Source organism: Parabacteroides leei (genome assembly GCF_023369805.1).
Classification (GTDB): Bacteria; Bacteroidota; Bacteroidia; order Bacteroidales; family Tannerellaceae; genus Parabacteroides; species Parabacteroides leei.
Map to the genome: position 1 here is coordinate 57609 of NZ_JAMBQG010000009.1, position 26580 is coordinate 84188.

General features: G+C 47.7%; 14 protein-coding genes and 1 pseudogene. 12 read left to right on the forward strand and 3 right to left on the reverse strand.

Going from position 1 to position 26580, the window contains the following annotated elements; all coding sequences use genetic code 11:
* Positions 1 to 10: 10 nt before the first annotated feature.
* On the reverse strand, positions 11 to 1426 hold the full coding sequence (locus M1P97_RS14185) for a DUF4374 domain-containing protein (RefSeq protein WP_249389421.1): 1416 nt from the start codon (positions 1424 to 1426) through the stop codon (positions 11 to 13).
* Positions 1427 to 1465: 39 nt separating this feature from the next.
* Entirely contained in the window at positions 1466 to 3763 is a 2298-nt protein-coding gene (locus tag M1P97_RS14190) for a TonB-dependent receptor (RefSeq protein ID WP_229058466.1), read from the reverse strand.
* 387 nt (positions 3764 to 4150) lie between these two features.
* Here M1P97_RS14190 and M1P97_RS14195 point away from each other — a divergent pair.
* The 8 genes and pseudogenes from M1P97_RS14195 to M1P97_RS14230 all read left to right on the forward strand — a co-directional run bounded on the left by M1P97_RS14195 (position 4151) and on the right by M1P97_RS14230 (position 15247).
* Positions 4151 to 4837: pseudogene (locus M1P97_RS14195) on the forward strand (PD-(D/E)XK nuclease family transposase).
* Positions 4838 to 5199: 362 nt separating this feature from the next.
* On the forward strand, positions 5200 to 6192 hold the full coding sequence (locus M1P97_RS14200) for an HmuY family protein (protein ID WP_195372427.1): 993 nt from the start codon (positions 5200 to 5202) through the stop codon (positions 6190 to 6192).
* A gap of 18 nt (positions 6193 to 6210) precedes the next feature.
* Positions 6211 to 8379 carry a TonB-dependent receptor gene (locus M1P97_RS14205; RefSeq protein WP_249389422.1) on the forward strand — a complete coding sequence of 723 codons (2169 nt, stop codon included), beginning with the start codon at positions 6211 to 6213 and terminating at the stop codon, positions 8377 to 8379.
* Between the two features lie 28 nt (positions 8380 to 8407).
* On the forward strand, positions 8408 to 12682 hold the full coding sequence (locus tag M1P97_RS14210) for a cobaltochelatase subunit CobN (RefSeq protein ID WP_249389423.1): 4275 nt from the start codon (positions 8408 to 8410) through the stop codon (positions 12680 to 12682).
* Positions 12683 to 12738: 56 nt separating this feature from the next.
* Entirely contained in the window at positions 12739 to 13389 is a 651-nt protein-coding gene (locus M1P97_RS14215) for a hypothetical protein (RefSeq protein ID WP_229058460.1), read from the forward strand.
* A gap of 8 nt (positions 13390 to 13397) precedes the next feature.
* Entirely contained in the window at positions 13398 to 14033 is a 636-nt protein-coding gene (locus M1P97_RS14220) for a MotA/TolQ/ExbB proton channel family protein (RefSeq protein WP_195372431.1), read from the forward strand.
* A complete protein-coding gene (locus M1P97_RS14225; protein ID WP_249389424.1) occupies positions 14030 to 14356 on the forward strand; it encodes a DUF2149 domain-containing protein in 327 nt (108 codons plus the stop codon). Before M1P97_RS14220 ends, M1P97_RS14225 begins: the two co-directional genes overlap by 4 nt.
* A 45-nt stretch (positions 14357 to 14401) precedes the next feature.
* Positions 14402 to 15247, forward strand: a complete 846-nt coding sequence (locus tag M1P97_RS14230) for a hypothetical protein (protein WP_249389425.1) — start codon at positions 14402 to 14404, stop codon at positions 15245 to 15247.
* Positions 15248 to 15265: 18 nt separating this feature from the next.
* Here M1P97_RS14230 and M1P97_RS14235 read toward each other — a convergent pair whose 3' ends face one another.
* Positions 15266 to 17824 carry a hypothetical protein gene (locus tag M1P97_RS14235; protein WP_249389426.1) on the reverse strand — a complete coding sequence of 853 codons (2559 nt, stop codon included), beginning with the start codon at positions 17822 to 17824 and terminating at the stop codon, positions 15266 to 15268.
* Positions 17825 to 18054: 230 nt separating this feature from the next.
* On the opposite strand from M1P97_RS14235, the gene M1P97_RS14240 reads away from it, so the two are divergent.
* The 4 genes from M1P97_RS14240 to M1P97_RS14255 all read left to right on the forward strand — a co-directional run bounded on the left by M1P97_RS14240 (position 18055) and on the right by M1P97_RS14255 (position 26531).
* On the forward strand, positions 18055 to 19218 hold the full coding sequence (locus tag M1P97_RS14240; RefSeq protein ID WP_249389427.1) for a hypothetical protein: 1164 nt from the start codon (positions 18055 to 18057) through the stop codon (positions 19216 to 19218).
* 593 nt (positions 19219 to 19811) lie between these two features.
* Positions 19812 to 23357 carry a DUF6383 domain-containing protein gene (locus M1P97_RS14245; protein ID WP_249389428.1) on the forward strand — a complete coding sequence of 1182 codons (3546 nt, stop codon included), beginning with the start codon at positions 19812 to 19814 and terminating at the stop codon, positions 23355 to 23357.
* A 464-nt stretch (positions 23358 to 23821) separates the two neighbouring features.
* Positions 23822 to 24133 carry a hypothetical protein gene (locus M1P97_RS14250; protein WP_195372436.1) on the forward strand — a complete coding sequence of 104 codons (312 nt, stop codon included), beginning with the start codon at positions 23822 to 23824 and terminating at the stop codon, positions 24131 to 24133.
* A gap of 190 nt (positions 24134 to 24323) precedes the next feature.
* Positions 24324 to 26531 carry a DUF3987 domain-containing protein gene (locus M1P97_RS14255; protein ID WP_249389429.1) on the forward strand — a complete coding sequence of 736 codons (2208 nt, stop codon included), beginning with the start codon at positions 24324 to 24326 and terminating at the stop codon, positions 26529 to 26531.
* Positions 26532 to 26580 lie beyond the last annotated feature (49 nt).

Genomic DNA, 26580 nt, shown 5'->3' on the forward strand with positions numbered 1-26580 from the left:
TTAATCGTTATTATTTAGCGACTGTCAGTTTGCCGACACCGCTCACCTGAGTGGCTTCGATTGTCAGACCTTTTGTTGCTGCGGCTGTTGCCGGATCGATCTTGTAGATAACCGGGTTGCCGCCACCTTCGTTGAAGGTTACTGTTACGTAAGCAGTGCCGTTTTCAACATACGGAGCATCGCCGAAGCCGCTGATTGTGTCTGTTGAAGGAAGACCGGTTACGTATGTCAGCTTCTTGTCGCCGGCTTTGAAGATAGCCAGTTGATTGGCTACACGGTCAGCGTTGGAGAAAGGTTTGTCATACATCAATAACATGAAATAGTCGTCTGTGATATGCCATGTGCGAAGGAAAGAGTTTCCGTCGGTCATAGCTTCAAGGTTACAATAGTAATCGTCGAAGTCTGTACTTCCGTTCGGGATACGTACTACACCGGCAGGCAGTGTAGTCTGTTGGCGAGGATCGGTCATAGTCTTGGCAAAGCTCGGGGAGAAGACGTAGACATCACCGTTGTCGGCAGCCCAGACCATTTGGTAATACTGTGACTTCATACGTCCGGCGGCATAGCTGATCTTATCCGTCTTGATCAGTTTCTTGCTGGTCATGTTGGCATCGTCGAAGATGGCTATCCAACATTCGTTCGGATACTGTGTCCACTGTAATTCGTCTTTCTTATATGCACTGCTGTTGGAGCCGCCTGATTCTTTCTTTACTAGGTCTTCGTTGCCGGCTTTCACCCATTTACCGCCCTGGTCTTTTGTACCGTACTGGCTCAGACCCATCGGGATGGCGGCACTGTAAATTTTGTTGTTGTGTTCCAGGATGCCGGCCAGGGTTACGTATTCACCGTTACCCAGGAAGTTTTCAGACAAATAGGCTTTGTTCTGTGTGTCGTTGGTGGTGAATGTTTCTGCTGCGGGATCGAGGTAAGACAACAGGAATACTTTCGGGGTGTAACCGTTTTCGTCATTCCAGTCTGTCGGGCCGTCGCCGGTAGAGGAAGTCATGATATATTTATCGTAGATACCGTAGGAGGTAAAACGCTTTACACCAAATTCGGCAGAACGTTTCTTTAATTCTCCCGGAGATTCCATGATGTAAGAACGGGTGCCTCCGGCTTCGCCCTGGTTGTAGGTAAGGGCGTAGAGGTATTGGTTCTTAAAGAATACCCAGTAGGTTGCACCGTCGTTCACGACACCGTTGTTTTTGGTGGTGACTGTGCCTTCGTCCAGCGATTCGGAGGTTACCAATACGTTGGTTGTATTTCCGGAAGCCGTAACGGAGGCGGCGATTACATATTCCGCATTGTTTTCTTCTTCTCCGCCGTTGTTTCCTCCGCTGTCAGTCGGATCGTCGTCGCACGCTGTTAGTGTCAGTCCGGCCATCGCAGTTGCGAACAGGCCTGTTAAAAAGAAATTCTTCTTCATGTTTGTTTTATTATTTGATTTATACTATTTATTTGGAAATTAATTGCCTAAGTAGATGCGGAATTTACCATAGAATGCCCGTCCCGCTTTCTGCAAGCTGAAATTGTCATATAGCTTCTCGTCGGTGAAGTTGCGGCACTCGAAAGAGATGTTGTAACGTCCGTTCTGAAGGCTGTAAGACAAGGTCAGATTGTGAGAGAACTGGTTGGGAACTACATATTCACCTTTATTCGATCCGATGATGGAGGAATAATACGTGAAACTATGCAGATATTGATTGTCGTATGTAAAGATCAATGTATTGCCTTTCTTCCAGAGGTTACGCCAGTAGAGCGTCACGTCAGAGTCGGCAAAACGATAGGGCAGGTTCGGCATGCGCTCTTTGTAGGCGATGTTTTCCGCACTGCTGCCGATCGCTGTTTTCTGGTTGTCGCGCACGTTCATTTGCGTATAGTTTCCTCCTACGCTCAGCCAGTTCGAGAAACTGTAACGGGCGGAGAGGTTGTATCCTTTGGTCAACACTTTCCCGTAGTTGATGTAGCTTGCAGCCTGCTTACCGCCACTCAGGTCGGTGATGTTACGCTGGATATAATCGTTGGTGTTACGGTAGATCAGACCTCCTTCGACATACAGGCCGTGCTTGCCCAGTGTCTTGTTGTAGCTGATATTCAGGTTCACGTTGTCGCTCTTCTCCGGTTTGATGCTGATGTCACCCATTTCGAGGTCTTCGTTACCGAACATCTCTTCGATAGTGGGGAGGCGGTAGGCTTTCTCGTAGGAAAGTTTCGCCTGCAATCCCGGCAGGACGAAGTAAGTACCTGCCGCACCATATCCCAGGGAGCTGACGCTGCGGGAAGTGCGGACGTATTCGGAACTCGTATTGTCGGTCGCCATCGGGCCCGCTACATACTGGTTGTAATGTTTACCGAAGACGGACAGGTTCCAGTGCTCCGACGGCATCAGACGATACGACAGCCCGGCAATGTTCTTGCGTGTCTGCTTGTCGATGGCATCTGTGAGTTCTTCGTTGGTCAACAGCGAGGTGTTGGAACGGCGGAAAGCGGTCAGTACATTGTTGAAAGTGAAAGAATGGGCTCGGCCCAGACGGTAATTGACCGTTACCGTACCATTCCAGTTATTGTTGTCCGACCGTGTATGCTGGTACGACTGCTCGCCACGCGAATTCATCAGATGTTTCTCGCCGCGCCAGTTATATTCGTAGGCGGAGGTGTCGATGTTGGTCGTCAGGTTCTTATTGTAATTGGCGGTAAAGACCAGGTCGAGGCCTTTGGTCAACAGGTCGCGTTTGTTGTATTCGAGTGACGGCATCAGCGAATGGCCTTTACGGTGCTTCTCACCGTAGACTGTATTCTGGCGTACCCCGGTCTGTATTTCCTGGTACATGTTCGAATAGGTGAAGCCCAATAACAGGCGGTCCGCCCAGTTCTTGTTGACAAAGCCGACCTTTCCGATCACGGCTTCATTATGGTAGGTGTCGTTGAAACGTTTCACGCGTTCTTTGTTTTCCGTATCGAGCCGTCCGGTTTCGAAATCCTTCACCGGGGCATCCACGTAATAATCGTTGTCCGAATAGTTCTGGAAAGCGTTGATCTCGTAGGTGAAACCGTTATCCAGCGTCTGCCCGAAGTTAACATACGATTTATGGGTATTGAACGATCCGTAGGAATAGGAGGCATCGAGGAACCAGTTACGGCGCTTCTTATTCGTCACGATATTGACCACGCCGCCGATGGCATCCGTCCCGAAACCGACGGGGACAACGCCTTTGTAGACTTCGATGCGTTCGGCAAAATTGACGGGGATATTGTTCAGAGCAAACGAATTGCCGACCCCCTCCTGTGGTACGCCGTCGATAAACACCTTCACATGTTTTCCGCTGAAACCGTCCAGCATCAGCTGCATATCCGATCCGACACCGCCTGACTCACGGAGTTTCATCCCCGGTGCTTTCGCGAGGGCATCGCTCAGGCTCTTGGTGGAGTTCTGAAGTTCTTTGGTGTCTACCGCGATGGCGTTGAAGGCGGAACGTTTCAGACGGCTGATCCCGTTGGAGACGACGACTACTTCATCCAGTTCTTCTACCTGCGGTGAGATCGTCATGTTTTGTTTTGTGCGTTCGCCGTCGATCAGCCGGACTGCTTTCTCTACGGTCGTATAGCCGATGGCGGATACCACCAGCGTGTAATTTCCTGCGGGTGCTTTCAGATGGTAGATACCTTCTTCATTTGTCGTACCGCCGTAGTTTGTACCTTTGAGGTAGACTGTTGCAAAATCAACTATTTCTTTTTCCGTAGATAATATCTTCCCCGAGATCATTGTTTCCCTTTGTGCATGTGCCGACATAGCTGTACAAACAAGGGCTAACATGATTGTAAGTCCTTTAAATATCGCTTTCAATGTATTCAATCTTTTTACCGTTATTAAAAACCGATGCAAAGGTCGGGCGAAAAGGAAAGCGCATCAATCACCGATTATAGGTAAAAAAAGAGGGGGAAAAGGGGGGTGGGAGTAGCTATATGTAGGTAGTAAGAATTTAAAACGATTGCCTATTAGCACGTTAGTTCTTGACACATTAATATGTTAGCTCTTGATAAATTGTTTCAGGCCATGCAAAACACACCTCCAGCCATTGCAATAAATAAAAAATACTATCTTTGTCCCGTTACCCGCTATTGGGCAACAGACCATTAAAACCATTAACATATGGAAAGATACGTGAATATCATGCTTGATGAGGGCTTTAAAACAGTCTTCGGAGTAAAGTAAGTAGCCATCGACTTTATCAATGCCGCCCTCCTGGGTGAGCGTCAGGTGAAAGACCTGACTTATCTTGATAAAGAAATCCAGCCGGAAGTAATAGAACAACGCACGGTGATCTTCGATCTCCTTTGCGAAGATGTGGACGGAAGTAAATTCATCCTGGAAATGCAGAATTGCCCGCAACGTTATTTCTTTAACCGCGGATTCGTAATCCTGGCCGACGAGGCAACGGGTAAAACTTTGGGCGAAGTCAAACTGAAACAGATTTATCTGTCGTTCGACTTGTTCAATTTAACAAAAGAGGAATGTAAGACCCCTCTTGAAAACACGATTTATATATTGAAGAATATGAATTTATTTGATATGTCTCCATTCAAGGAGAAAGAGGACGCTTTTAGACGCTTGCTCGACGTGGCGAACCTCAATGCCATGACCGACCATGACCGTGCCGTCTACGAAGAGAATCTGAAGATCTACCGCGACTGGCATGCTACGACGGAATATGCGGTGGAAAAAGCTAAAGCCGAAGAACAGCGTCGTATCGCTGCGGACTTAAAAGAGAAGGGAGTAAATATTGAAACGATTGCCCAATGTACCAGACTATCGGTAAAAGAGATCGAGGAATTGTAGTCTCTTTTTAACTATAAAATAATTCATCAGCCAGGTTGTTTAACATATAACAATCTGGCTGATTTTGTATCTGCCCTTACCCTGTATTGATATTTCAATTCTTACCAGAGTTGAACTTTTGTGTATATTTTAATAGTGACCGATGGTCATTGATTCCTCTTTTGACAGGGGTAGGGGTGTAATTCGTATCATCTATATATCTATTACACACCCCTTTATTATTTCTCCCCCTCCCTTTTCCGTAAAATACCTACAACTAGGTAACATCCCTCTTTTTTATACCCCTTTTTAGGGATTTCACATTCTTTCAGAAACCCGGAACTTTGCGGTCAGAATATATTACTTTTAAATAATAGAACGCAATGAAAAAGAATTTTTACTTATTAGCGATGCTGCTATCCGGCTCTCTGACTATGTTTTCCGCCTGTGGCGATGATGATCCTGTCGATAATGGCGGAGGCGGCGATGATGGTGGAGGAGGTGAAGAACCGACAGAAGAAACGGTAAAGACCGCAACACTTGATGCTACAGCTTACGATAAATGGGTATATTTTAACTTGAGCGATGGCACAACCGTTACTCACGAGATAGAACCGGTAGCCGGTACGTATTCCGGTGACATTTCTGTTACTGTAATGGGAAAAGATTATGGTTCGGTTGAAGACCTGAAGCTGGAAGTCGGTCGTCTCGAAACAGATTCGGTAAGCCTGCTTTTAAAAGACTTTAATTTTGGTAACTATCAGATGGGAGACATTGCCGCCGGTGCAACGATCTCAGCCGATACTTTATGCTGGGCTCTGAATGGTGGAACCATTGTGGTGAACGGTATGAACGTTACCTGCAAAGGAGGAATTGCCGGCGATAGCATCAATCTGGTTATGACTATCCAGCCGACTGGCATGCCGATGCCTTTCGTCGCAACTTATAAAGGGATTGTAGAAAAACGTGCCGGTGTAGATGAAACTTCTTTCAACTGGGATTTCGCTTTGCATCGTTATGATGTGAAAACAAACGGTGCTTCTGCTGTTGCTACTTCCGAAAGTGATATGGCAAAAGTTACAGCTATCCCTTCCAGCGGCTATACCGCGGATATCAAGACGGATAGCCTGATGGTTGATTCTTCCGGTATGATGCAGAACAAGATCGGCTATGCTACTACTGATCTGAACGAGGTGTTGACTGGTTGGATGGATCTCGATTTAAGTAATATGCCTCCTTCTTATACTATGAGCGGGGTGGTTTATGTTATCAAGCTGAAATCGGGTGAGTATGCTAAGATCAAGTTCACCGACTATACAAACGATGATAATGTAAAAGGTCATATCACATTCTCTTACGTCTACCCATTCAAATAACGAACACTCCTTTCTTATATGAAAACAACATTATTGATCCTTGCATCAATACTGATATGCGGAAACCTGTCGGCGCGTGAAACGCCCCGGCAGGTTTCCGGTCGTGTTACCGATGAGAACGGCGAGACCTTACCCTACGCCAACATCCTGGTAAAAGGCACGACTCACGGTACGGCTTCCGACTTGAATGGGAACTACCGCCTGGAGATTACAAAACCGGGTGAATATAATCTCATCGTCAAATACGCCGGCTTTGCCCCCTTCGAGCAGCGCGTCTTCCTGAGTAACGACACAACGATAAACTTCCGCCTCAAAGAGGATGCCCTCAACCTGAATGAGGTAACGGTGACGGCCACCCGTACCCCGAAGCTCCTGAAAGATGCCCCTGTCATCACCCGTGTGATTACCTCGGAAGATATAAGGAAGGTCAATGCCGTTACCGTACAGGATCTGCTGGAAACGGAATTGCCCGGCCTGGAGTTTACCCGCGAAATGGACGGGCAGACGGCTATCCATATGCAGGGGATGAGCGGGAAGTATGTACTTTTCCTTATCGACGGCGAACGTATGGCGGGCGAGACATTGAACAACGTCGATTACAACCGCCTCAATGCAGAGAACATCGAACGCATCGAGATCGTGAAAGGAGCGGCTTCGGCTCTTTATGGCTCCAATGCGATTGGCGGTGTTGTCAATATCATAACGAAAGAGGCTTCCAAGCCCTGGTCGGTCAACGTGAACGGTTCGTATGGCTTCGGTGCCAAAAATGACAAGGCAAGCTATGCCGAGCAACGTTACGGAACGACTGTCGGTGCGAAGAAAGATAAAGTCAGCAGCCTGACATCCTTTACCTACAAAAAGAAGGATACATATCTGTTGACGGATACGACCGGTAAAGAAACAGCGATCAACGGGGGATACGATATCAATGTGAACGAGAAACTGACATGGAAGGCGACGGACCGTATTGTCTTCACCGGGAAAGGCGGTTTTTATACCCGCAAGATCGACAACTATAATGAAAAGGTGAAAGACCGCTATCGTAATTTTAATGGTAGCGTGCGGATGAATTATCTGATTACCGACAAGCAGAATCTTGATGTATCTTATCTGATCGACCGGTATAATAAATATGATTATTACGAAAAGAAGGATGTCGATTCATTGAATTACCGGAATACGCAACAGACGGCACGGGCACAATACAGCTATTCTTTCACACCCGGCAATACCCTGACAGGCGGCGCGGAGTATTTTCGGGATGAGTTGATGTCGTATCAGTTTTCCGGCGGTGCACATTCTATCGAAGATTATATCCTTTATGCACAGCACGACTTTAATGTCACTGAACAGTTTAACCTGGTGTATGGCGCACGCATGGACTATTATTCGTCTTTCGGTGCGCATGTCAGCCCGAACGTTTCACTGATGTATAAGTTGAAGCCGATGACATTCCGTACTTCCTATTCGCGTGGTTTTCGTGCCCCGTCGTTGAAGGAAATGTGGACGGACTGGGATATGGGCGGTATGGGTTGGTTTACCGTTTACGGCAATCCCGACCTGAAGCCGGAGATCAGCGATAATATAACGTTATCTGCCGAATATACACGCGATCGTGTTAATCTGTCCGTGGTAGGATATTACAATCAGATCAGCGACAAGATCGCTTCTCTTTATCAGGCAGCGAAGACACCGGCGGAGAAAGATACTTCTTTCTATACCAACATCGATAAATCGAAGCTGGCAGGTCTGGATGTCAACCTGGCCGTCAAATGTCCGTATGGCTTCACCGTAAAAACGGCTTATGCCTATGTACATGAAGATATGAAACAGGATGGTGTAAATGTATCTTCCACCCGTCCGCATTCGGCCACACTGGGTATTAATTACGAACTGTCGAAGAAGAATTATAATCTGAATGTTGCGGTAAACGGTCGTTTCCTCGGCAAGTTGGATACGAATGAGGCGAGCAGTACAGGTTCATCCTATACTCCTGTGCATTATCCCGGCTATCAGACATGGAAGATGACGATCTCGCAACGTTTGTATCGCGCTTACCTCCTTCAGGTAACCGTAGATAATATTTTTAATTATAAACCGAAGTATTATTCTTCCAACTCGCCGATCTCACCGGGTACGACCTGTATGATCGGACTATCCGTAAACATCGACGAAATATTCCGATAGAATTCAACAAACAACAAACCAATAAATAATGAAACGGAAATTGATTATTACAGGAGCACTGGTAGCTTTCGCATTGATCGCGTGGCTGATCTGGGCGAAGGTGGCCGGCACGACCAAGGTCGCTCTTGTAAACTTCCCCAACTATCAGGTTGCCCGAATGGCAAAATCCCTGGATAATGGTTTTATCGACCTGAAACAATTGTCGATCGACGATTTCGACAAGTTAAATCGCTACGATGCGATCCTGATCTTCGGTATGGGTATCCGGATGACAGACGAACATCGTGCAGTACTGGAGAAGCTGAAGGAAAAGAATGTACCTGTCTTCTCGACAGCCGTAACCGATCCGGTAAACAATATCAGCAGTCTCGATTCCGTCAGCAACAAGCGGGTGGCGGATTATCTTTCGAACGGCGGTTCTGTCAACTACCGCAGCCTGTTCAACTATATCCGTAAGGACCTGACCGGCAAGAGCGCCTTCACCGGAGAGATACAAGAGCCGGTGGAGATCAGCTCCGATGTCCTGTTTCATCTGGACGATGAACGGGTATTCGAAACCGTTGCCGATTTCGAGAAGTATTACAAAGAAAAAGGCTTCTATAAAGAGAATGCGCCGAAAGTAGCCCTTATCGTCGGAATGGCAGGCCCGTTCGATACGAATAAGGATCACCTCGACTCCCTGATCGTCAGCCTCGAACAGCGGAATATGAATGTGTATCCTGTTTCCGGTTTTGCCGGTCGCCTGAAGATGCTGGAAGAGATCGATCCGGCAGCCGTTATTTATATGCCTCACGGACGTTTGTTGATGGGGCAGGGGGAGAAAGCGGTGGAATGGCTGAAAGCGCATAACGTCCCGATGTTCTGCCCGGTCACTATCAACGATACGTACGACAACTGGATGGCAGACAAGCGCGGTATGGCGGGCGGCTTTATGAGCCAGAGCATCGTGATGCCCGAACTGGATGGCGGCATTGTCCCGTTTGCCCTCAATGCGCAGTTTATCGATAAAGACGGATTGTATCTCTTTAAGAATATTCCCGGTCGCCTGGCGCAGTTCACCGATATGGTATCCAACTACCTGCACCTGCAGACCCTGCCGAACAAAGATAAGAAAGTAGCTATCTATTATTATAAAGGCCCGGGCAAGAACGCCATGACGGCAGCCGGCCTTGAAGTAGTCCCTTCTCTGTATAACTTCCTGAAGAAATTGAAGGCGGAGGGCTACGACCTCTCCGGTTTGCCTGCAACGGAAAAGGCTTTCGAAGCCCTGATCAACGAACAGGGCCCGGTGTTTAATGCCTATGCCGAGGGCAATATTCAGAAGTACCTGAACTCCGGTTATCCGGCTTGGGTAACCTCTCCCCAATACAGTACATGGCTGGAAGACCTGTTGACTCCGGCTATGCTCGATACGCTGGTCAACAAGCATGGAAGAGGTCTGGGTGACTTCTACACGAAAGAAGTGGACGGTATCGAACAGATCGCTGTCACTCGTATCGACCTGGGTAACGTGGTACTGCTTCCCCAGCCGACACAGGGCACAGGTGATAACTCTTTCGCTGCTGTTCACGGTTCGAACGAGATACCTCCCCATCATTATATCGCCTCCTACCTTTGGGTACAGAAAGATTTTAAGGCCGATGCCATGATCCACTTCGGAACGCACGGCAGCCTCGAATTTATCCCCGGCAAGCAGGTTGCCCTCTCATCCGACGACTGGACCGATCGCCTGGTAGGTTCGCTTCCGCATTTCTATCTCTACACCATCAGCGATGTAGGTGAAGGTCTGATAGCCAAACGCCGCAGTTATGCCGCGACGATTTCTCACCTCACGCCGCCTTTCATCGAAACCGGTCTTCGTCGTGAAGTGGACGATCTATTGAACGACATCAAGCGTTACCTCGCAACCGACTTGCGCGACGAATCTCTGAACCTGAAGATCAAGAACAAAGCGATCAGTATGGGTTTACATCGTGACCTGCAACTCGACAGCATTCGTACACAAGCCTATACTGACGTTGAGATCGAGAAGATCGAGAACTTCGCAGAAGAGCTATGTGCCGAAAAGATTGTCGGCGGTCAATATACGTTGGGCGTTCCGTACGAAGAATCGAAGATCTCTTCTTCCGTAAAACTAATGTGCACGGAACCGATCGCATACAGCCTGGCAAATCTCGATGAGGTACAGAAGAAAGTAACCCGCAAGCAAATCGAAAATAAAGCATTCTTCAACGAACACTACCTGGGTAAAGCACAACAAGCCGTAATACGGGTGATGGCAAATCCTGCCCTGGCAAACGATGCCGCTCTCCTGGCACAACTGGGTGTCTCTCCCGAAACGGTAGCAAAAGCTCAGATGATCAAGAAAGTTTCCGAACCGAAGATGAACCGGATGATGGCCATGATGATGTCGAAGATGACAGAAGAGGCCAAAGACGGCAAGAAGCCGAAGATGGGGCACGGCCACCCTGCCGGTATCCCTAAAACCGGAAAGATGCCCGACTCCGTAAAGAAGATGCTCGAAGAGAAAATGAAAGGCGAACATAAACCAATCGGCGGTGCTAGCGGAGCCTCTCAGCAGATGGATACCGTTACCCGCGAACAGGTTTTATTCTCTAACGCCGTTTTAGATATCCAGCATGCTATCCAGAACGTAAATAACTACCGCGAATACCTGCGTAACAGTCCCCAGATGGAACTGGACGGCTTCATCAATGCACTGAATGGTCATTACGTAGCCCCCAGCCCGGGTGGCGATGTGATCTCCGATCCCAACGTATTACCTACCGGACGTAACCTTTACGGTATCAATGCCGAAGCCACCCCGACCCCCGCAGCCTGGGAGAAAGGAAAAGAAATGGCGAATATCCTGTTAGCCGAACATGCCAAAGCGCATGGCGGGGCAACACCTCAAAAGGTCAGCTTCACACTTTGGTCGGGCAGCTTCATCGAAAGCGAAGGAGCGACGATCGGTGAGATCCTTTACCTGTTAGGCGTTGAGCCTATCCGCGACCAGTTCAACCGGGTACTGGATATTCGTCTGATCGATATTAAAGACCTGGGCCGTCCCCGTGTGGATGTCGTCGTACAGACTTCCGGCCAGTTACGTGATGTCGCATCCTCCCGCCTTACGCTGATACAGAAAGCAGTGGATATGGCAGCCGCTGCCGGTGATGGTGACGATAACTACGTAGCCAAAGGCCGCAATGATGCCGAACGCGTCCTATTGGATAAAGGCTTCTCTCCGAAAGAGGCCCGCGAATATGCTACCCAGCGTGTATTCGGTGGTGCCAACGGCATGTACGGAACCGGTATCACTTCTATGGTAGAAAGTGGCGACCGATGGGAAAACGAATCGGAGATATCCAACGTCTACCTGAACAATATGGGAGCCACTTACGGTAATGAAAAAGACTTCGGCAGTTTCAAGCCGGGTATCTTCGAAGCGGCGCTTCAAAATACCGAAGCCGTGGTACAACCCCGTCAGAGCAATACATGGGGCGCACTCAGTCTCGACCATGTCTATGAATTTATGGGTGGTATCAGCCTGACTGTCCGCAACGTGACAGGTAACGATCCGGATGCCTACTTCAACGACCTGCGCAACCGCCACCAGGCCCGTGTACAGGATCTGAAGTCTGCTATCGGTGTCGAAACCCGCTCGACTCTGTTCAATCCTGTCTACATGAAAGAACAGATGAAGGAGGGAGCCTCTGCCGCCAACGCTATGTCGGAAACCATCCGTAATACATACGGCTGGAACGTTATGAAACCGAAAGCCATCGACAATGAGATCTGGGATCAGTACTACGAAGTCTTTGTCAACGACAAACTGAATGTCGGCGTAAAAGACTTCTTCGAACGTGAGAACCCCGCCGCTCTTCAGGAAGCGACAGCCGTTATGATGGAAACAGCCCGTAAAGGTTACTGGAAAGCGACTCCTGAACAGTTGAAAAATATCGCCGCCCTCCATTCCGAACTGGTAGAAAAATATGATGCCGGCTGTAGCGGCTTCGTTTGCGACAATGCTAAGTTACGCACATTCATAGGCGAACAATTGTCGCCGGAATCGGCTAAACAATATCAGGGAAAGGTCGAAGCGGCCCGCAACGAAAGTCTCTCAGGCGATGATAAAGGCGTTGTCCTGAAGAAAGACAAGAGCGTACAGACGAATGAGCCGGTGAAGCCGGAGAATATGTCGTCGTTCAGTCTCGCTCTGATCAGTTTCTTCTGGCTGGTCGTTATCTTCTTGCTTGTATTCTTTATCCGTAAGAGAACCCGGAAGAATAAAAGGAGAAAATAACAATGGATAATATCTTGCTATTATTATCACTTTTCGCAGTTGTAAAGAGCCTGTTTATGACAAGCCTGTTGCCCAATCGTTGGTACAGGCTTGCCTTCAGCCTTTCGCTCGGCGCTTTTGTGATGCTCTGTCATTCGTATGCGATGGAGGTAAATAAGCTGGAGTTGCAGCGGGTATTGTCTACCCAGTCGGCCATGATGAACATTTCGCTCGTGGTGATGGTGGATATGCTCCTGTCCGGTTATTTCTGTATCGCCCGTATTAAGGACTGGGAAGACGGCAAATCTTTCCGCTGGTATACGAAACTGTTCCGGTATATGCCGTCCCTATTGGTTTTCCCCGCTTTGTATTATATTCATATTACCTTATTTTTTACATTGACGGGATTCGACTTTATGAAGACAAGCATTGCACTGGCAGTAGGAGTCACTGTAGTTTTCGGCCTGGCCTCTTTCTTTATGCGTAAACTGATTGCAGAGAAAGAACTGTTGATCGAACTGATCGTGATCCTGACCTTCTTTGTCTGCGTACTCGTTATCTGCTGTACGATCTTCCATCCGTCGGCAACTGTTTACAACCATGCTTCTCCTGTCGACTGGGTCGGATGTGCGGGGACATTGGGCGTGTTGCTGGCTATCTTCTTTCTCGGATATATCTGGACACATATTGTCCGCATTTATAAACAACATAAACACACGAAACACTAAGTATCATTATGGAACAAGTATCAAATATATTATTCTGGATTTCAAGCGGGCTGCTGGTGCCTGTTATTGTAGGATTGTTATTCTTCTTTGCTAAAAGTATCGTTATGCTGGGTGGTTTTGCCGGTCAGTATATCCAGCGTATCAAACAGGATAAACAGTTACGTTTGCGGATGGATCAGCTGGATCATTCCACGATCCATACCTTCTCGGAAGAATTGAAAGAACAACCTGATTCTTTGTTTACTCAAACTGCCGGATTATTATTGGCTACCGACAGTACGGCTGTTGCCAACCGCGTCTTGTCCGAATATGAAGTAACGGCAGATGCCGAACTCGGAAAATATAAGGTATTGGTTAAATTCGGTCCTATCCTCGGGTTGATGGGAACCCTGATCCCGATGGGACCGGCTTTGGCGGGGCTTTCTACCGGTGATATATCTTCGATGGCCTACAATATGCAGGTTGCATTTGCGACAACCGTACTCGGATTGTTCTCCGGTGCAGTCGGCTTTATCTTGTTGCAGGTGAAGCAGCGTTGGTTCACTTCCGACCTGGTATATCTCGATTTCCTGTCGGAACTTTCCCGGGAGAAACCTGCTGCAACAAAAGCTACGTTAGTAACCTCTAAAGCCGTAAACGAATGAGTCGCCGCCGTATACTGAATGCAGCCGAAGACCATGATCCGGTTGCAATGTTGTCGAATCTGTTCGATGTGGCAATGGTCTTTGCCGTTGCCCTGATGGTGGCGCTGGTCACCAAGTTCAACATGACGGAGATCTTTTCGCAGGAGGATTACACGATGGTGAAGAATCCCGGTAAGGAGAATATGGAGATCATCACGAAAGAAGGTCAGACCATCACAAAGTACAAACCTTCGGAAACACAGGAGAAGTCGGGCAAGAAGGGAAAGAAAGTGGGTATCGCTTACGAAATGGAAAACGGGGAGATTATCTATGTCCCTGAATAGATTTATTATTACTTTTGAAACCAATAAAAATAAACACATATATCAATGAAACTGACTTCACCCTGGACAGGTATCCTGTCCTTTCTGATCGTTCTTTTCACAATGCCGTTGGGACATGCCGCCATGATCCTGATGGAAAAAATGCTGGGTCATAACCTCCTTTATCCTGCGGCTTTCGGACTGGGAGTGGTAGGTCTGATCATGTTGCTGATCGGTATTGTCACCCGCAAAGAGAGCTCGGCTACTTTTCTGGGGCTGTTCGGTGGACTGTTTGTATGGACGGGCTGGATCGAGTTCGGATATGTCTATTTTGCCAACCGTTTCGGTGTGCAGCCGCTCATTGAAAACGGTGAGGTGGTGACGAAGCCGGAATATCTGATCATGCCCTCTTCGTATGGTTTCTGGGCGATCGTTATGCTGTTTTATATTTTCAGTACCCGTTCGGGATGTAACTTCTTCAACTGGATACAGCGTAAGATTCGTTACGGCCAGCCGGTGGAAGAGCTTCAACCGGTCGTTCGAAATGCAGCTATGACAACCTTTATGGAGCTGAATGTCCTTTTATGGACTTGTTACATGATATTGCTTTTCTCTTATGATAACGAGTTCTTAGGCGACCGTCACCCTGTAACGATGCTGATCGCTTTCGGTTCGCTGGCCTGGTCGATCTATCTGTTTATCCGTTTACTGAAGATTAAGAAGTTGGCTTATGCCATCCGTTACGCTATCCCTACCGTTATCATCTTCTGGACTTTTGTCGAGATCCTGGGGCGTTGGGACATCCTGACCGAAATATGGGTCGAACCTTCCCATTACTGGCTGGAAATGACAATGATGGCTATGGCATTCCTTGTTCTGTTAGGAGTGTTGTTGTTCAAGCACAAGAAATAGTAATCTAATTATTATATCTTATTTTCCCTCCGTTATTTTATGTACCCAAGCCAGTATCGGTTTCCTTTTGGCATAACAGATGCCAATAACCGGTATAATAAGGATACCGCATATAATAGCGATCACTTTTATCCAGGCTATCAGGATATTATTTTCCCTGAGCAAATGAGCGTGATCGTCTGCCGGAGCGAACGTCAGGTTGGCAACCTTGGCTACTTTGCCCAACATCTTCATGGGAATGGAACCGTCCGGTATATCCTGGTGACAGGCCATACAAGTACCTCCGCGTGCCAGTCGGTCGCGTTGCTCCGTAGTCAGCGGCATGGAAGTGGGCCAGTGTGTATCGATAGTCTGTACCTGTTTGCCTTCAGCGTTAAGTAATTGCATAAAGTCACCGTGCAAGTCTTTGATTGCGCTGATCTGTGCTTTGGTGAAATGACTGACATTTTCCCGGTCGGCTGTCACCACATCCGCATAACGGGTCGTTTGCGGTTCTGTATCGTATATGCCTCCATCCATGCCGTAACCCATAGCGACCTGACTGCCATGACAATCGGAACAATCGCGGGAGGCCTTGGATGTAGTGTGAGGATTCAGCGGAGCCAGTTCCATTGCATCGTATCCTTCGGCTGTTTTGGCGATCCGGTTCCAGGTGATCGTCTTTCCGTCGGGACCGATCACCGTTCCGACAGTTTGTATAACTCCTACCAACGGAGTTACACGACCTTCACCATTAACGCCCAGCGGCGGATTCTCCCAGCGCATATGACTGTAATCCCCGTAGGTCGGTGCACCGGGTTGCATGGCATATCGACCGTTCCGATCGGCAGATGTCCCGTCCGGATTTACCTTTTCAGCCGAGGTAAGCCAGTCGATAGAGTTTTGCGTATAATCGATCACATATTTATAGCCGTAATACTGTGCCGCCCAGGTAGAGTGACAAGCATAACATTCCAGTTTCTCCATATGTTTTCCGACGGCAACCATGGCTGTTTTCGCCTTGACAGGATCAGACCAGCTTTCATCTTTCGTTGCTTGTTTGAGCACAGGAACCTCAAAGTCGAGTCCTGTTTCGGAATGGACGATCACTTTATCCCCTTTTTTTACGACATTACCCAAGGCATTTCCCCGCGCAGATAACAGGTAACCGTCTTCTTTCGGATAAACAGTCGAAAACTGTACGGTGACATCCATCGGCTGGTCTGCCAGGCCACGAGCCTTTTTCATATCGAGCACCTTCCCGAACTCATCCCCGTAGCCGATCGGCAACTCCCAGGGATATTTATCCGGGATGCCATGACAGTCCGCACATTCTATTTCGACGGTTGCCAACGTGGTAGTTCCGATATTCCCGTTGCCGTGCATCGAGTTGGTGGTATGGCAATCCTGGCATAACAAACCGGTAACAGTCTTGCCGTCCTTATCTATCTTATGGTGCGCATCGTCGCGGATATACTTGAAAACATATCCGCCATTGGTTTCCTGCGGTAATCCCTTTTCATCGAACGGCCCCCGGTTGTCGCTGTGATCCAGTGCCATCAATCCCTGGTAGGCATGTCCGATCCTGCGTCCGGCGGAGTGGCAGGCAGCGCAGGTAGATACCTGTATGCCGGTGAACTGTTTACCGTTTACCGTTACCGGTGATTTCCGTGTTCCCTGCATGGAGTGTACCAGTAGGTGACCTTTCTCTTTCTTATCGATGGAAGGATCGTTCCCTTCATAATATCCTTCATTGCTGTAAAGATTGTGGCAGGCAGCACAGCCCATTCCACGGAAATGCCCTCTGTCCTGCATACCTTTGTTACTCAGATGGCAGGCGTTACAATTTCTCAGGTAAGTATAGGCAGCCTGTTCGGGCATACTGTCAAGCTGATCCAACGATATCTCCGGAACTTGTTTCAACTTTTCAGGGAATTGTCCGGGGAAATTCTTCGCCATTTCCTGCATATACGCTTTATAGGTATCGGAGCCGAAGCGGGGAGCCGGACCGTCTGTGTCCTGTACCTGATGGTCTGCATAAATATGGTCGTGATTTTCCGTACCGATCCCCCAGCTCCACATGATCGCTTTCATTTTGCCTGCATCGGTGTTTATGTTGGAGAGGTGTACATTGTATGTATGGTCGCCGTGGCAGAGGCCGCAGGTATTATCGTTTATCTGCAGTGCCCCGGGTACAGGGGTAAAACCGGCAAGTTTGCTCCCGGCAGGTTTACCGGAGTGAGCTTTATCCTTATTGATCGTTTCATGTGGATTTCCTCCGTGGCAGACTACACATCCGTTGGAATCACCCATTGCGGCCCCTTTTTTTAGGATATGTTCCATCATGGCCGATTGCAACGGACGAGCCGGTTCGATTCCCTGGTGGCAGGTCAGACAGTATTGTTTTTCCGCCGGGAAAGGTTTGTTTGGCAGGATAGATGCGACGAGAGGTTTGTCCGGCAGGCCTCCGGTAGCTGGTGTTGCGGCTTCTGCTGTCGGTATATTCAGGTAGTAATTGATTATGAAAAGAGCCGTGGCAGCCATAATAGATGTCAGGAGTGCATCCGTCAGTTTTTTAAAGAAAGTGTTCCTCCCCATGGTACGTATAGATAAAATGATTAAACAATGTTGCGCTATTTACTTATAATAACAAAAGCGGAATTTAAAAGGTTGACTGTTTTGTCGTGTATTTTTTCATAGAAGCATTAATTTGCAATCGTTCTTTACTTTTTAGGGTTTGCTGTAAACTTTTTGCATCCTGGCGAGTTCTATAAAAAGAGTGATAATCTGATAATTTATATATAACCCATCTCAACTTAGTTATAGATATGAAACAAATGACATTTGCCGTATTGGCCTGCCTGTTCTTTTCGTTAACCGTAGCTCATGCCGAAACTTTGCGTGCTGATACCCTCTCTGTTGTTAACCGGAAAGAATTACCCCGTCTGAAATTTAACGAATTCCTGCGTTTTAATTACAACTATTCCGGCTGGAAAGAAGGCTCGAAGAAGCGGTGGGGCGACTTTGGATACGACCTGTTCAAGCTCGGTGTGAACGGTTCCTGGAAAAAGATCCTATTGGACGTCGACTTCCGTTTCTATGCGAAAGCTTCCGGCGGTGCCATGCTTAAATCCGGATGGATCGGGTATCAGTTCAATGAGAAACAGCAGTTACAGGTCGGACTGACCCGCGTTCCTTTTGGCATACAACCTTACGGGGCACATAATTATTTCTTCCAGATAGCCTATTACCTGGGATTGGAGGACGATTCGGATATGGGTATCAAATATATGTACACAGGAGATAAATGGGAATATGCCGTGGCATTCTTTAAAAATTCGGAAGAAGAATTGTTCGGCTCCGATTCGGAGACAGCGGGCGATCGTTACAGTTATGATGTGGCGGGTCGCAATAAAGAGGTAAACCAGTTTAATGGCCAGGTCTTTTATAACTGGGGGGATGATGTAAAGCAAAAACTGGGTGCTTCGGCGGAGTTCGGAATGCTCTACAATCTCGATACGGAAAAGAACGGCACGCATTATGCTTTTGCCATCCACCATGAATTGTATTGGCGGGGCCTGAGTGTAAAGACGCAGGTATCGACATACGCCATGCATCCGAAAGATAAGCCGGGCGAAGACCGCGATATGGTTATCATGACGGCTTTCAATGCGCCTTATGAAGTCGCCGCCAAAGCGAATATCTATTCGATCAGTGCAGCTTATAAGATACCTTTCAGTAAAGGGATTGTGAATAGCATCCAGTTCTATAATGATTTCGGATGGATGCAGAAGTGGAACAAGAGTTTCCACGATAGTTTCCAGAATGTCACCGGATGCCTGATCACTGCCGGGCCGATTCTTGCCTATATCGATTACGCTCAGGGATTGCACCAACCCTGGTTCGGGCCGGACTGGAATGCATTCGGTGCGGGTACGGGAAGTAATTCGTGGCATGCCCGGTTCAATATCAGTCTTGGGTATTATTTCTAGTGAAGAATAGTATGTAGAAAACTTTAGGCAGAATGCCCCGGTAGCCGGTAAGTAGTACTTTACCGACGACCGGGGTTTTTTATTAGCCTCCGTTGCAACCTGGGGATTGCCTATATATAATAATGTATAAGGGGTGCCGGAAAAGAACCAAAAAAACGTAGATTTCTCGATGTACTCAAAATTATGAAAAATGCGTGATTGATTATCAGTTAGTTAAGGGGCGGGGAGAAGGGCTTTTTGTCTATATTATTTATGTGCTTAAATTGGCATTAATATGTTGTATTATATATTAATACGAATGTTACGTAGTGACGAGAAAAAACGTTCCTTTTTTCTCGTCAGCAAAAGTACAGATAAGTTTTGAATAGGCAATTCTTTTCCTAAGTTTTTTTGCTTTGTTATGTTCTTTCTTATCAATCGAATAGCAAAGGTAGTACAAAAATAGGGGTTTTCCAAACAAACTCAACGAAGGCGGGAAACAATGACGAGAAAAAAGGAACGTTTTAGCTAGTCAGTGGCTATGATGAACGTTTCCGGTCTAAGGTTAAAAGGCTTTTTAAGTAACACTATTATTAATATTAAATTAAAGATTTATGAACAAAAAGTTATCTCTGATGATGGCTGCTTTTTTGGCAGCCGGCTATTCTGTGACAGCGGAAGCGGGGATCATTAAAGTGACGGGTGCCGTCACTGCCGGTTACAAGTATATTGTAACTACTGATGGTACGAAGACTTTGTCTGCTGCTGAAGGAACATTATCAACTGTTACTACAACTACTGCCACTGGTGAATTTGGCAATGTAATGCTGTGGGAAGCTATTGATGCAGGTGCTTCCAAATTTAAATTGGCAAATGTTGGTTTGACTGAAGAAAACCAGCTGACACAAGCTGATGCTACTGTAGGCTTGGGAGCTTCCGGGGTGGAGTTTGTGGCGTTAGGCACTACTTCTGATTTATTGAAAACTGCTGATGGATCTCTCCCTGATTTAAAGCTGGCGGATGGTCCTGCATTTGTAAGTACTGGTAGCGCTGATGCTTACCTTTACATCGCAACGACTCCTGCTTATAGCAAAACAGCTGATGGTAGTTTTGTTTATGTAACCATTGATGGTAAGTATGCAGTTAATACAACCGGAACAACTGTTATCTATCTGGACGGAACAACTATTGCTATGTTGGGCTTGCAGGATAAAGCGAAGTTTACAGTGGATGCTGATGGTAAGATTATGGCAGGCTCTAATGGTATCACTCAGATTGCTGCTGATGCTATCACTATTGGTAGTGCCTCCATTCCTTCTATCGATAAAGATGCAAACAACGCTGCGAATAAAGCTCTTTATTTAACAGCAGCTAATGGTACAGCAGCTAAAGCTACCGATGCTTCGAAGTTCGCTTTGACTGCAACTGCTCCTTCTATCGCTCCCCAGGTTCCTGCCGGCGCATTGGCATGGACAAACGGAACAACAGGCGTGTTGTATGTGAATCCGGCTGGAGATGCTACTACAGAAGTAAAAGCTGTTGATACTGACGGAGCTATTGAAGATGCTGGTGTAGCAAACACAGCCCTGACAATCAAGCTGAATAATGATGGTTCTTATTCTTTGTTTGATGGAAATAAACAGGTTCCTTTGAAAGATGCAGTTTCTTTCTCTATTGTAAAGGCCGGTAATGGCTTTACAGCAAAGGATGCTGATGGTAAAGTGTTGACAGTCAATGGTAATTTTGATGCTTTCGCATGGAGAGAGGCCGATGGCTCTGATGCTGCCGACGGCGATGCCGTAGCCGTATTCAGCTTCTCTAAAGGTACTCTGCAAACTATCACTGCTGCAAACTTGGCTAAAATTGAAAACGGTGGTATCACATTAGCTGCTTCTTACGATAATGGTAAAACAGATATCAAAGGAAATCCGTTTACCGGCTTCCTGACTGTTGTTGATCTGGGTGGTAATAATTTCAACCTGAAATCAGGCAACAAATTTATCATCGGTAGAAAGGATATGATTGAAGGCGCTGCAACTGTGGCTTGGGGCTTCACTACTGTTGATAAACTTTCAGATATGAAAGATGGCGATTTAGCTGTATTCACGGCACAGACGTATGCAGGCGAAGTAAATCCTTCTGAAGTAGTTTTGACTCTGACTAGTGCAGGAACGGTAGGTTACTACAAAGTGCCGGATGCAGTATATATGGGTGCAGGTGCTAGTCCTAAACCTGTTACATTCTCTCTGGGTACAGGTACATTGGCTAAATGGCAGGATGTTCTTCAGAAAGGTAAATTCTTCACTGTAGAAAAGATCAGCAACTATTCAGCTGATAATGCAAAAGAAGAAGGTTATTTGGTAGCTACAGGAAAAGCAGCTGATAAATATGCATACAACAAAACAGTTCGCAACGTATTGGAAGGCGAATGGGCGTTGACATTGAATGCAGATAAATCAAAGTATGTACTTACTAACCGTGAAACTCCGGAAGTTACATTTGACTTTGTTAATGTAAATGCACTGTATACAACAACTTCTCCGTACACTTACGTAAGCGGTGCAGACAAATACATCATCACTCCGGTTGCCGCTCATGCAGCAACAGACGGTTACAAGACGTTGGATCAGTTGGAAATGTCTCGTTTCAACATCGGTTCTTATGCAGGTGTTTACGACAATACGGCTTGGTTTACTGAAAACCACGGTGAAGACAAAGATGCCGGCTACCACGTAATCGGTTTGAACATCGACCAGGAAGAAGGTTTGATCTACGAAGCAATCGCTCACAATCAGAAACGCGATAAAGACCATGCTGTTACCGACTCTATCTATGTAGTTAGCACAATCGGTTATTATGACGCAACTATCAGCAACTACGCAGAAGTGCTCGATACGTTGAAAGTGGTTTCTTACACATTCAAGAACCAGTATAACGAACCGTTGTATGTTAAAGCAGCTGATGCAGACTTCTCTAAGATCACTTATGTATCTTCTGCCAATGCAAATGCAGCAGATCCTACTAAAGCTACTCAGTTCACACTGCGTTTGGATACAGACAATACATTGAACTTACGTCCGGTTGTGTTGGATGCAACAACAGGTTACAACACATTCGATGTTACAAAAGACTTCAACAAAGCCTATGCAGGTTCTTCATTGAACAAAGGTTTGGTTTCTTCTACCGATCTGTATGAAAGAGAAGAAAACGACCGCTTTGTAGTAGCTCCGTTAGCTTATGAAATGTATCGTCGTCTGGACAATGTAAAGGATGCCACTTTGGATACGATCTCTATCTTCCGCGAAGGCAACAACAAGGAAGTATTGTTCGAAAACGGTCAGTTCTTGGGTATGAACAATCAGGTTCAGTTCCCTGCTATCGCCCCCGCAATGGTTGTCGACAGCGCTTATGCTCCTGCTGAAACATATCGTCCTCAGTATATGCTGATGGTTGAACCTAACTACGTACCGGCTGGCACATGGTGTCCGGAACACGGATTCAATCCTGGTTGTTCACACGCTCAACCGATTAAGGCTTACACTGAAGGCCGTTACCTGGTGAACCTGAAAGATACAGCCCGTGCATGGGTAGATGCTAACAAACATGGTGGTATCAATCCGTATACAAACTCTGAAGGTTATGTGAAGTTGGCGTTCGTTCCTGCTAAACATATCGGTGATACATTGATCATCAAGAGTGATAATAAAAAACTGACAGTAAACACTACTGCATTCAACGAAGCTAAGTTCGCATTCCGTTATGTAGATGCCGAAGCTAAGTCGTTCGTGATCGAAACAGCTGATTATAACCTGGCAGACGGTAAGATCAAAACAACTCCGGGTTATCTGAAATGGATGAACGGTGTGATCGTAGTTGTCGATAATATCAAGAATGCTGACGTTTACAACATGAACGAAGACGAAAAAGGCAACCCGACAGCAAATGAAGGTATCAACGCTTCTGAAGTATCTGTAATCGCTAAGGAAGGTGAAGTTGTTATCAACGGTGCAGCTGGTAAGAAAGTTACTATCAGCAACGTTCTTGGCCAGACAATTGCCAACACAGTTCTTTCTTCCGATAACGCTACAATCGCTGCTCCTCAGGGTGTAGTTGTAGTAGCCGTAGAAGGTGAAGCTGCTGTAAAAGCAATCGTAAAATAAGAAACTATTATAATCAATAAATTTAAATTGACTGCGCGGTGATATCGGACAAGAATCAACCAAGTATCCCGTGAGGGCGAACAAGCGGTCGATATTAATACTAAAGTAATGAAATAAAGTTCTTCTGTTCGATCTCTGTGAAGAGCTACAACAGACAAAAACAAGCCCCGGAGGATTCGTCTTCCGGGGCTTCGTTGTTTTGTAGGGGCGGGGTTTGCCCGCCCTTTGCGACAATAATATAACAACCGGTGAAGAAGGGCGGGCAGACCCCGCCCCTACGGTCGAACCTGCCTGTTCCATTATGACGGCGCCTGTAAGGGCGGTTCGCGAACCGCCCCTACCAACGACGCTACATTCATTTCTGACAATAATTGAATATGAAATAAAATGAAAAAAAAGAACAACCTATCGAACTATCATCCTCACTGGATGAACTGTCGGACGCGATTAATGTGTTGCGACGGATGAGGGAGAGCGACGGGAAACTGTCGCGTAGTAATGAACGGAAGCTGTCGAGGTATAAAGACTATCTGCGTATAAGGCTGGGAGCCGGCGTGATCTTTCCCGAAGACCGGATAGACATACCGGCAAAAGTGCATAAAGCCTTAGCCTTCGCCGTAAAAGATATCGCCCTGTTATTGAAAGAACATTCCGGCCACGAACGCGACGGACGGCTGTATCACCTGATGAACGACATCTTTACGTTCGAAGCATCGCCCGCTGCGGTGAAACGCTTCTATTACATGGGATTGGACGACCGCGAAATAGGTAAATAATAAATCTTCCCGTATCCCATACAAAACGACCGGTTTTCTGAGCCGCCGCTATCGTAAAGGTTGCCCCGAAGGCCCTCACACCCCGTTTCGGCAGTTCGGAGCCGGTCTTTTTGTATGCCTTGCCGCTTTCCCCGGATTGTCTACCTTGTAGTAATTTTAAAACCGGCTTTATGCCTTAAAACTTATCGTTATGAATACACAACCTCAAGTATCCTTCTTCCGCAAGCTCTACTTGCCCGCCTCCGATCCCCGTAGTCTCGAAGAGATCATTATCCTGATCCGTACCCGCCGTTGGACACATGAAATACTGGCTTACCGCAATGCGGTTAAGGACGGTGATAAAGAGAAAGCCCGTGAATTGAAAAACCGGTTGCCCGGTTTCACCCTTTCGGGGGTGTTCCGCGGAGGGCATAAAGCGACACAGATCGTAAGCTATAACAGGGTGGTCGGGCTCGACTTCGACCATGTGCCCGACCTGCTCCGTATAAAAGCCCTTTTCAAAGCCGATGTACACACCCAGGCCCTCTTTGTCAGTCCCGGCGGCGATGGCTTGAAGGTGTTTGTTTCCGTCGATACCGGACAGGAGAAGCATGGCGTTGCTTTTGCTGCCGTGGCTGCCTGTTACGAACAGTTGGCGGGTATGCCGTCGGACCGCAAATGTAAGGATATCAGCCGGTGCTGCTATGTGAGCGACGATCCCGAAGCCTGGTACAATCCCGAAGCGGAGGTGTTTGACGTTACCGCTATCTCTCCTGCCCGGCTCTTTGTGCAGGACTGGCTGGCACGTTATCCGCCTGCCGAGGGCAACCGTAACGATACGGTCTACCGTCTGGGGTGCGAGGCTCGCCGCAAAGGTTTCGGGCAGGAAGAAATAGCCGCGTTGTGTATCCCCCTGTTGCAAGCCTCCGACTTTACCGAAGCGGAGATACGTCAGGCTTTATCTTCTGCTTATCAGGGAGATAAAGCCTATCGGCTTCCCCGTCGTGAAGCCTTAAGGACAGAAAAGGAACTAACGGCACCCGACGCGCTTTCGGGCGAAGAACTGCGTGAGCGAACTCCTTTCCTGCCACAGGATATCATCGCTGACCTGCCTCCCCTTTTGGGGCAGGCCATCCGTTTCTATACCGACCGCCGTGAGCGTGATATGGCTTTTCTGGCAGCCTGTACTGTGGTCAGCGGTTGCCTGCCGAAGGTATGGGGGCTTTATAACCGGAAACGGGTCTATCCCCACCTCTTTACGATCGAAGTGGCTCCGGCTGCCAACGGGAAAGGTTGTATCAACGACATGCGGCATCTGGCCGACAACTATGCCTCCCTGATCGAGATCGAGACGAAGCGTAAGGAACAGGAATACTTGCAGGCTCTTGAAGAATGGGAACTGAAAAAGGTGACGGCTCACCGGAAAGGGCAGTCCGTCTGTGTAGCGGAGACCCCGCAGAAGGCATCGACCTGCTGTTTCTTTATCCCCACCCAGATAACGAAAGCGAAACTGCTCGTTCACCTCTATGAGAACGGCACTTACGGAGGGTTGATGGCCGATAGCGAGATAGATACCCTGGTGAATGCCTCCCGCCAGGATTACGGGCAGTTCGACGATCTGCTGCGTAAAGCCTTCCATCACGAACCCGTGGCATCGTCGCGAAAGACCGACAACGAACTGATCCGTATCGACCGTCCGCGCCTGGCACTCTTGCTGGCGGGCACACCGGGACAGTTCACCCGCCTGGTACCGAACGTGGAGAATGGGTTGGCCAGTCGTTTGCTGCTTTATACCTGCCGGAGTGAAGCTATCTGGCAGGATGTATCGTCGGAAGGGGAGGAGGAAAATTTCGACAGTCACCTGTCGGCGCTTTCCGGGCAGTTATTGGAGGTAGCGTTGAAGTTGCGCGACCGTCCGTTGAAAGTACGCCTTACCCCGGCACAGTGGCAGGAATTGAACAGCCGCTTCTCAGCCTTATTGAAGGAAACCGATCTTTTCGGCAGCGAGTATTTCCTGGGGGTGGTGAAACGCCACGGACTGATGGCCTTCCGTCTCTGTATGATCTTTACGGCGCTCGATGCGGCTTCACTCGATTATGGGGTAGACGAACGGTATTGCAATATGCCTCATTTCCGGGCGGCGATGGCTATAACCGAAGTTTGCCTGGAACACAGTCGTCTGTTGATGACGCAACTGGAGGAACTGCCGGGTGTCAGGGAATTGTGTTGCCCCGACCGCTTCCGTCAGGTATTCGAGCAGTTGCCCGATCAGTTTACCCTGTCGGATGCCTATGAGAACTGCCAGCCGGCCGGTATCGGTGAGCGGGCCGTACGCCGTTATCTCTCCCGGTTGGAACCGGAATATCTTTCCCGTATCTCCCGCGGTGTCTACCGGAAAAACAAACCGGATGCAGCCTGAAAAAGGGGAGGTGCCGTAAGTTCCTTTTCTGTCCTTAACCCCGCAGAAT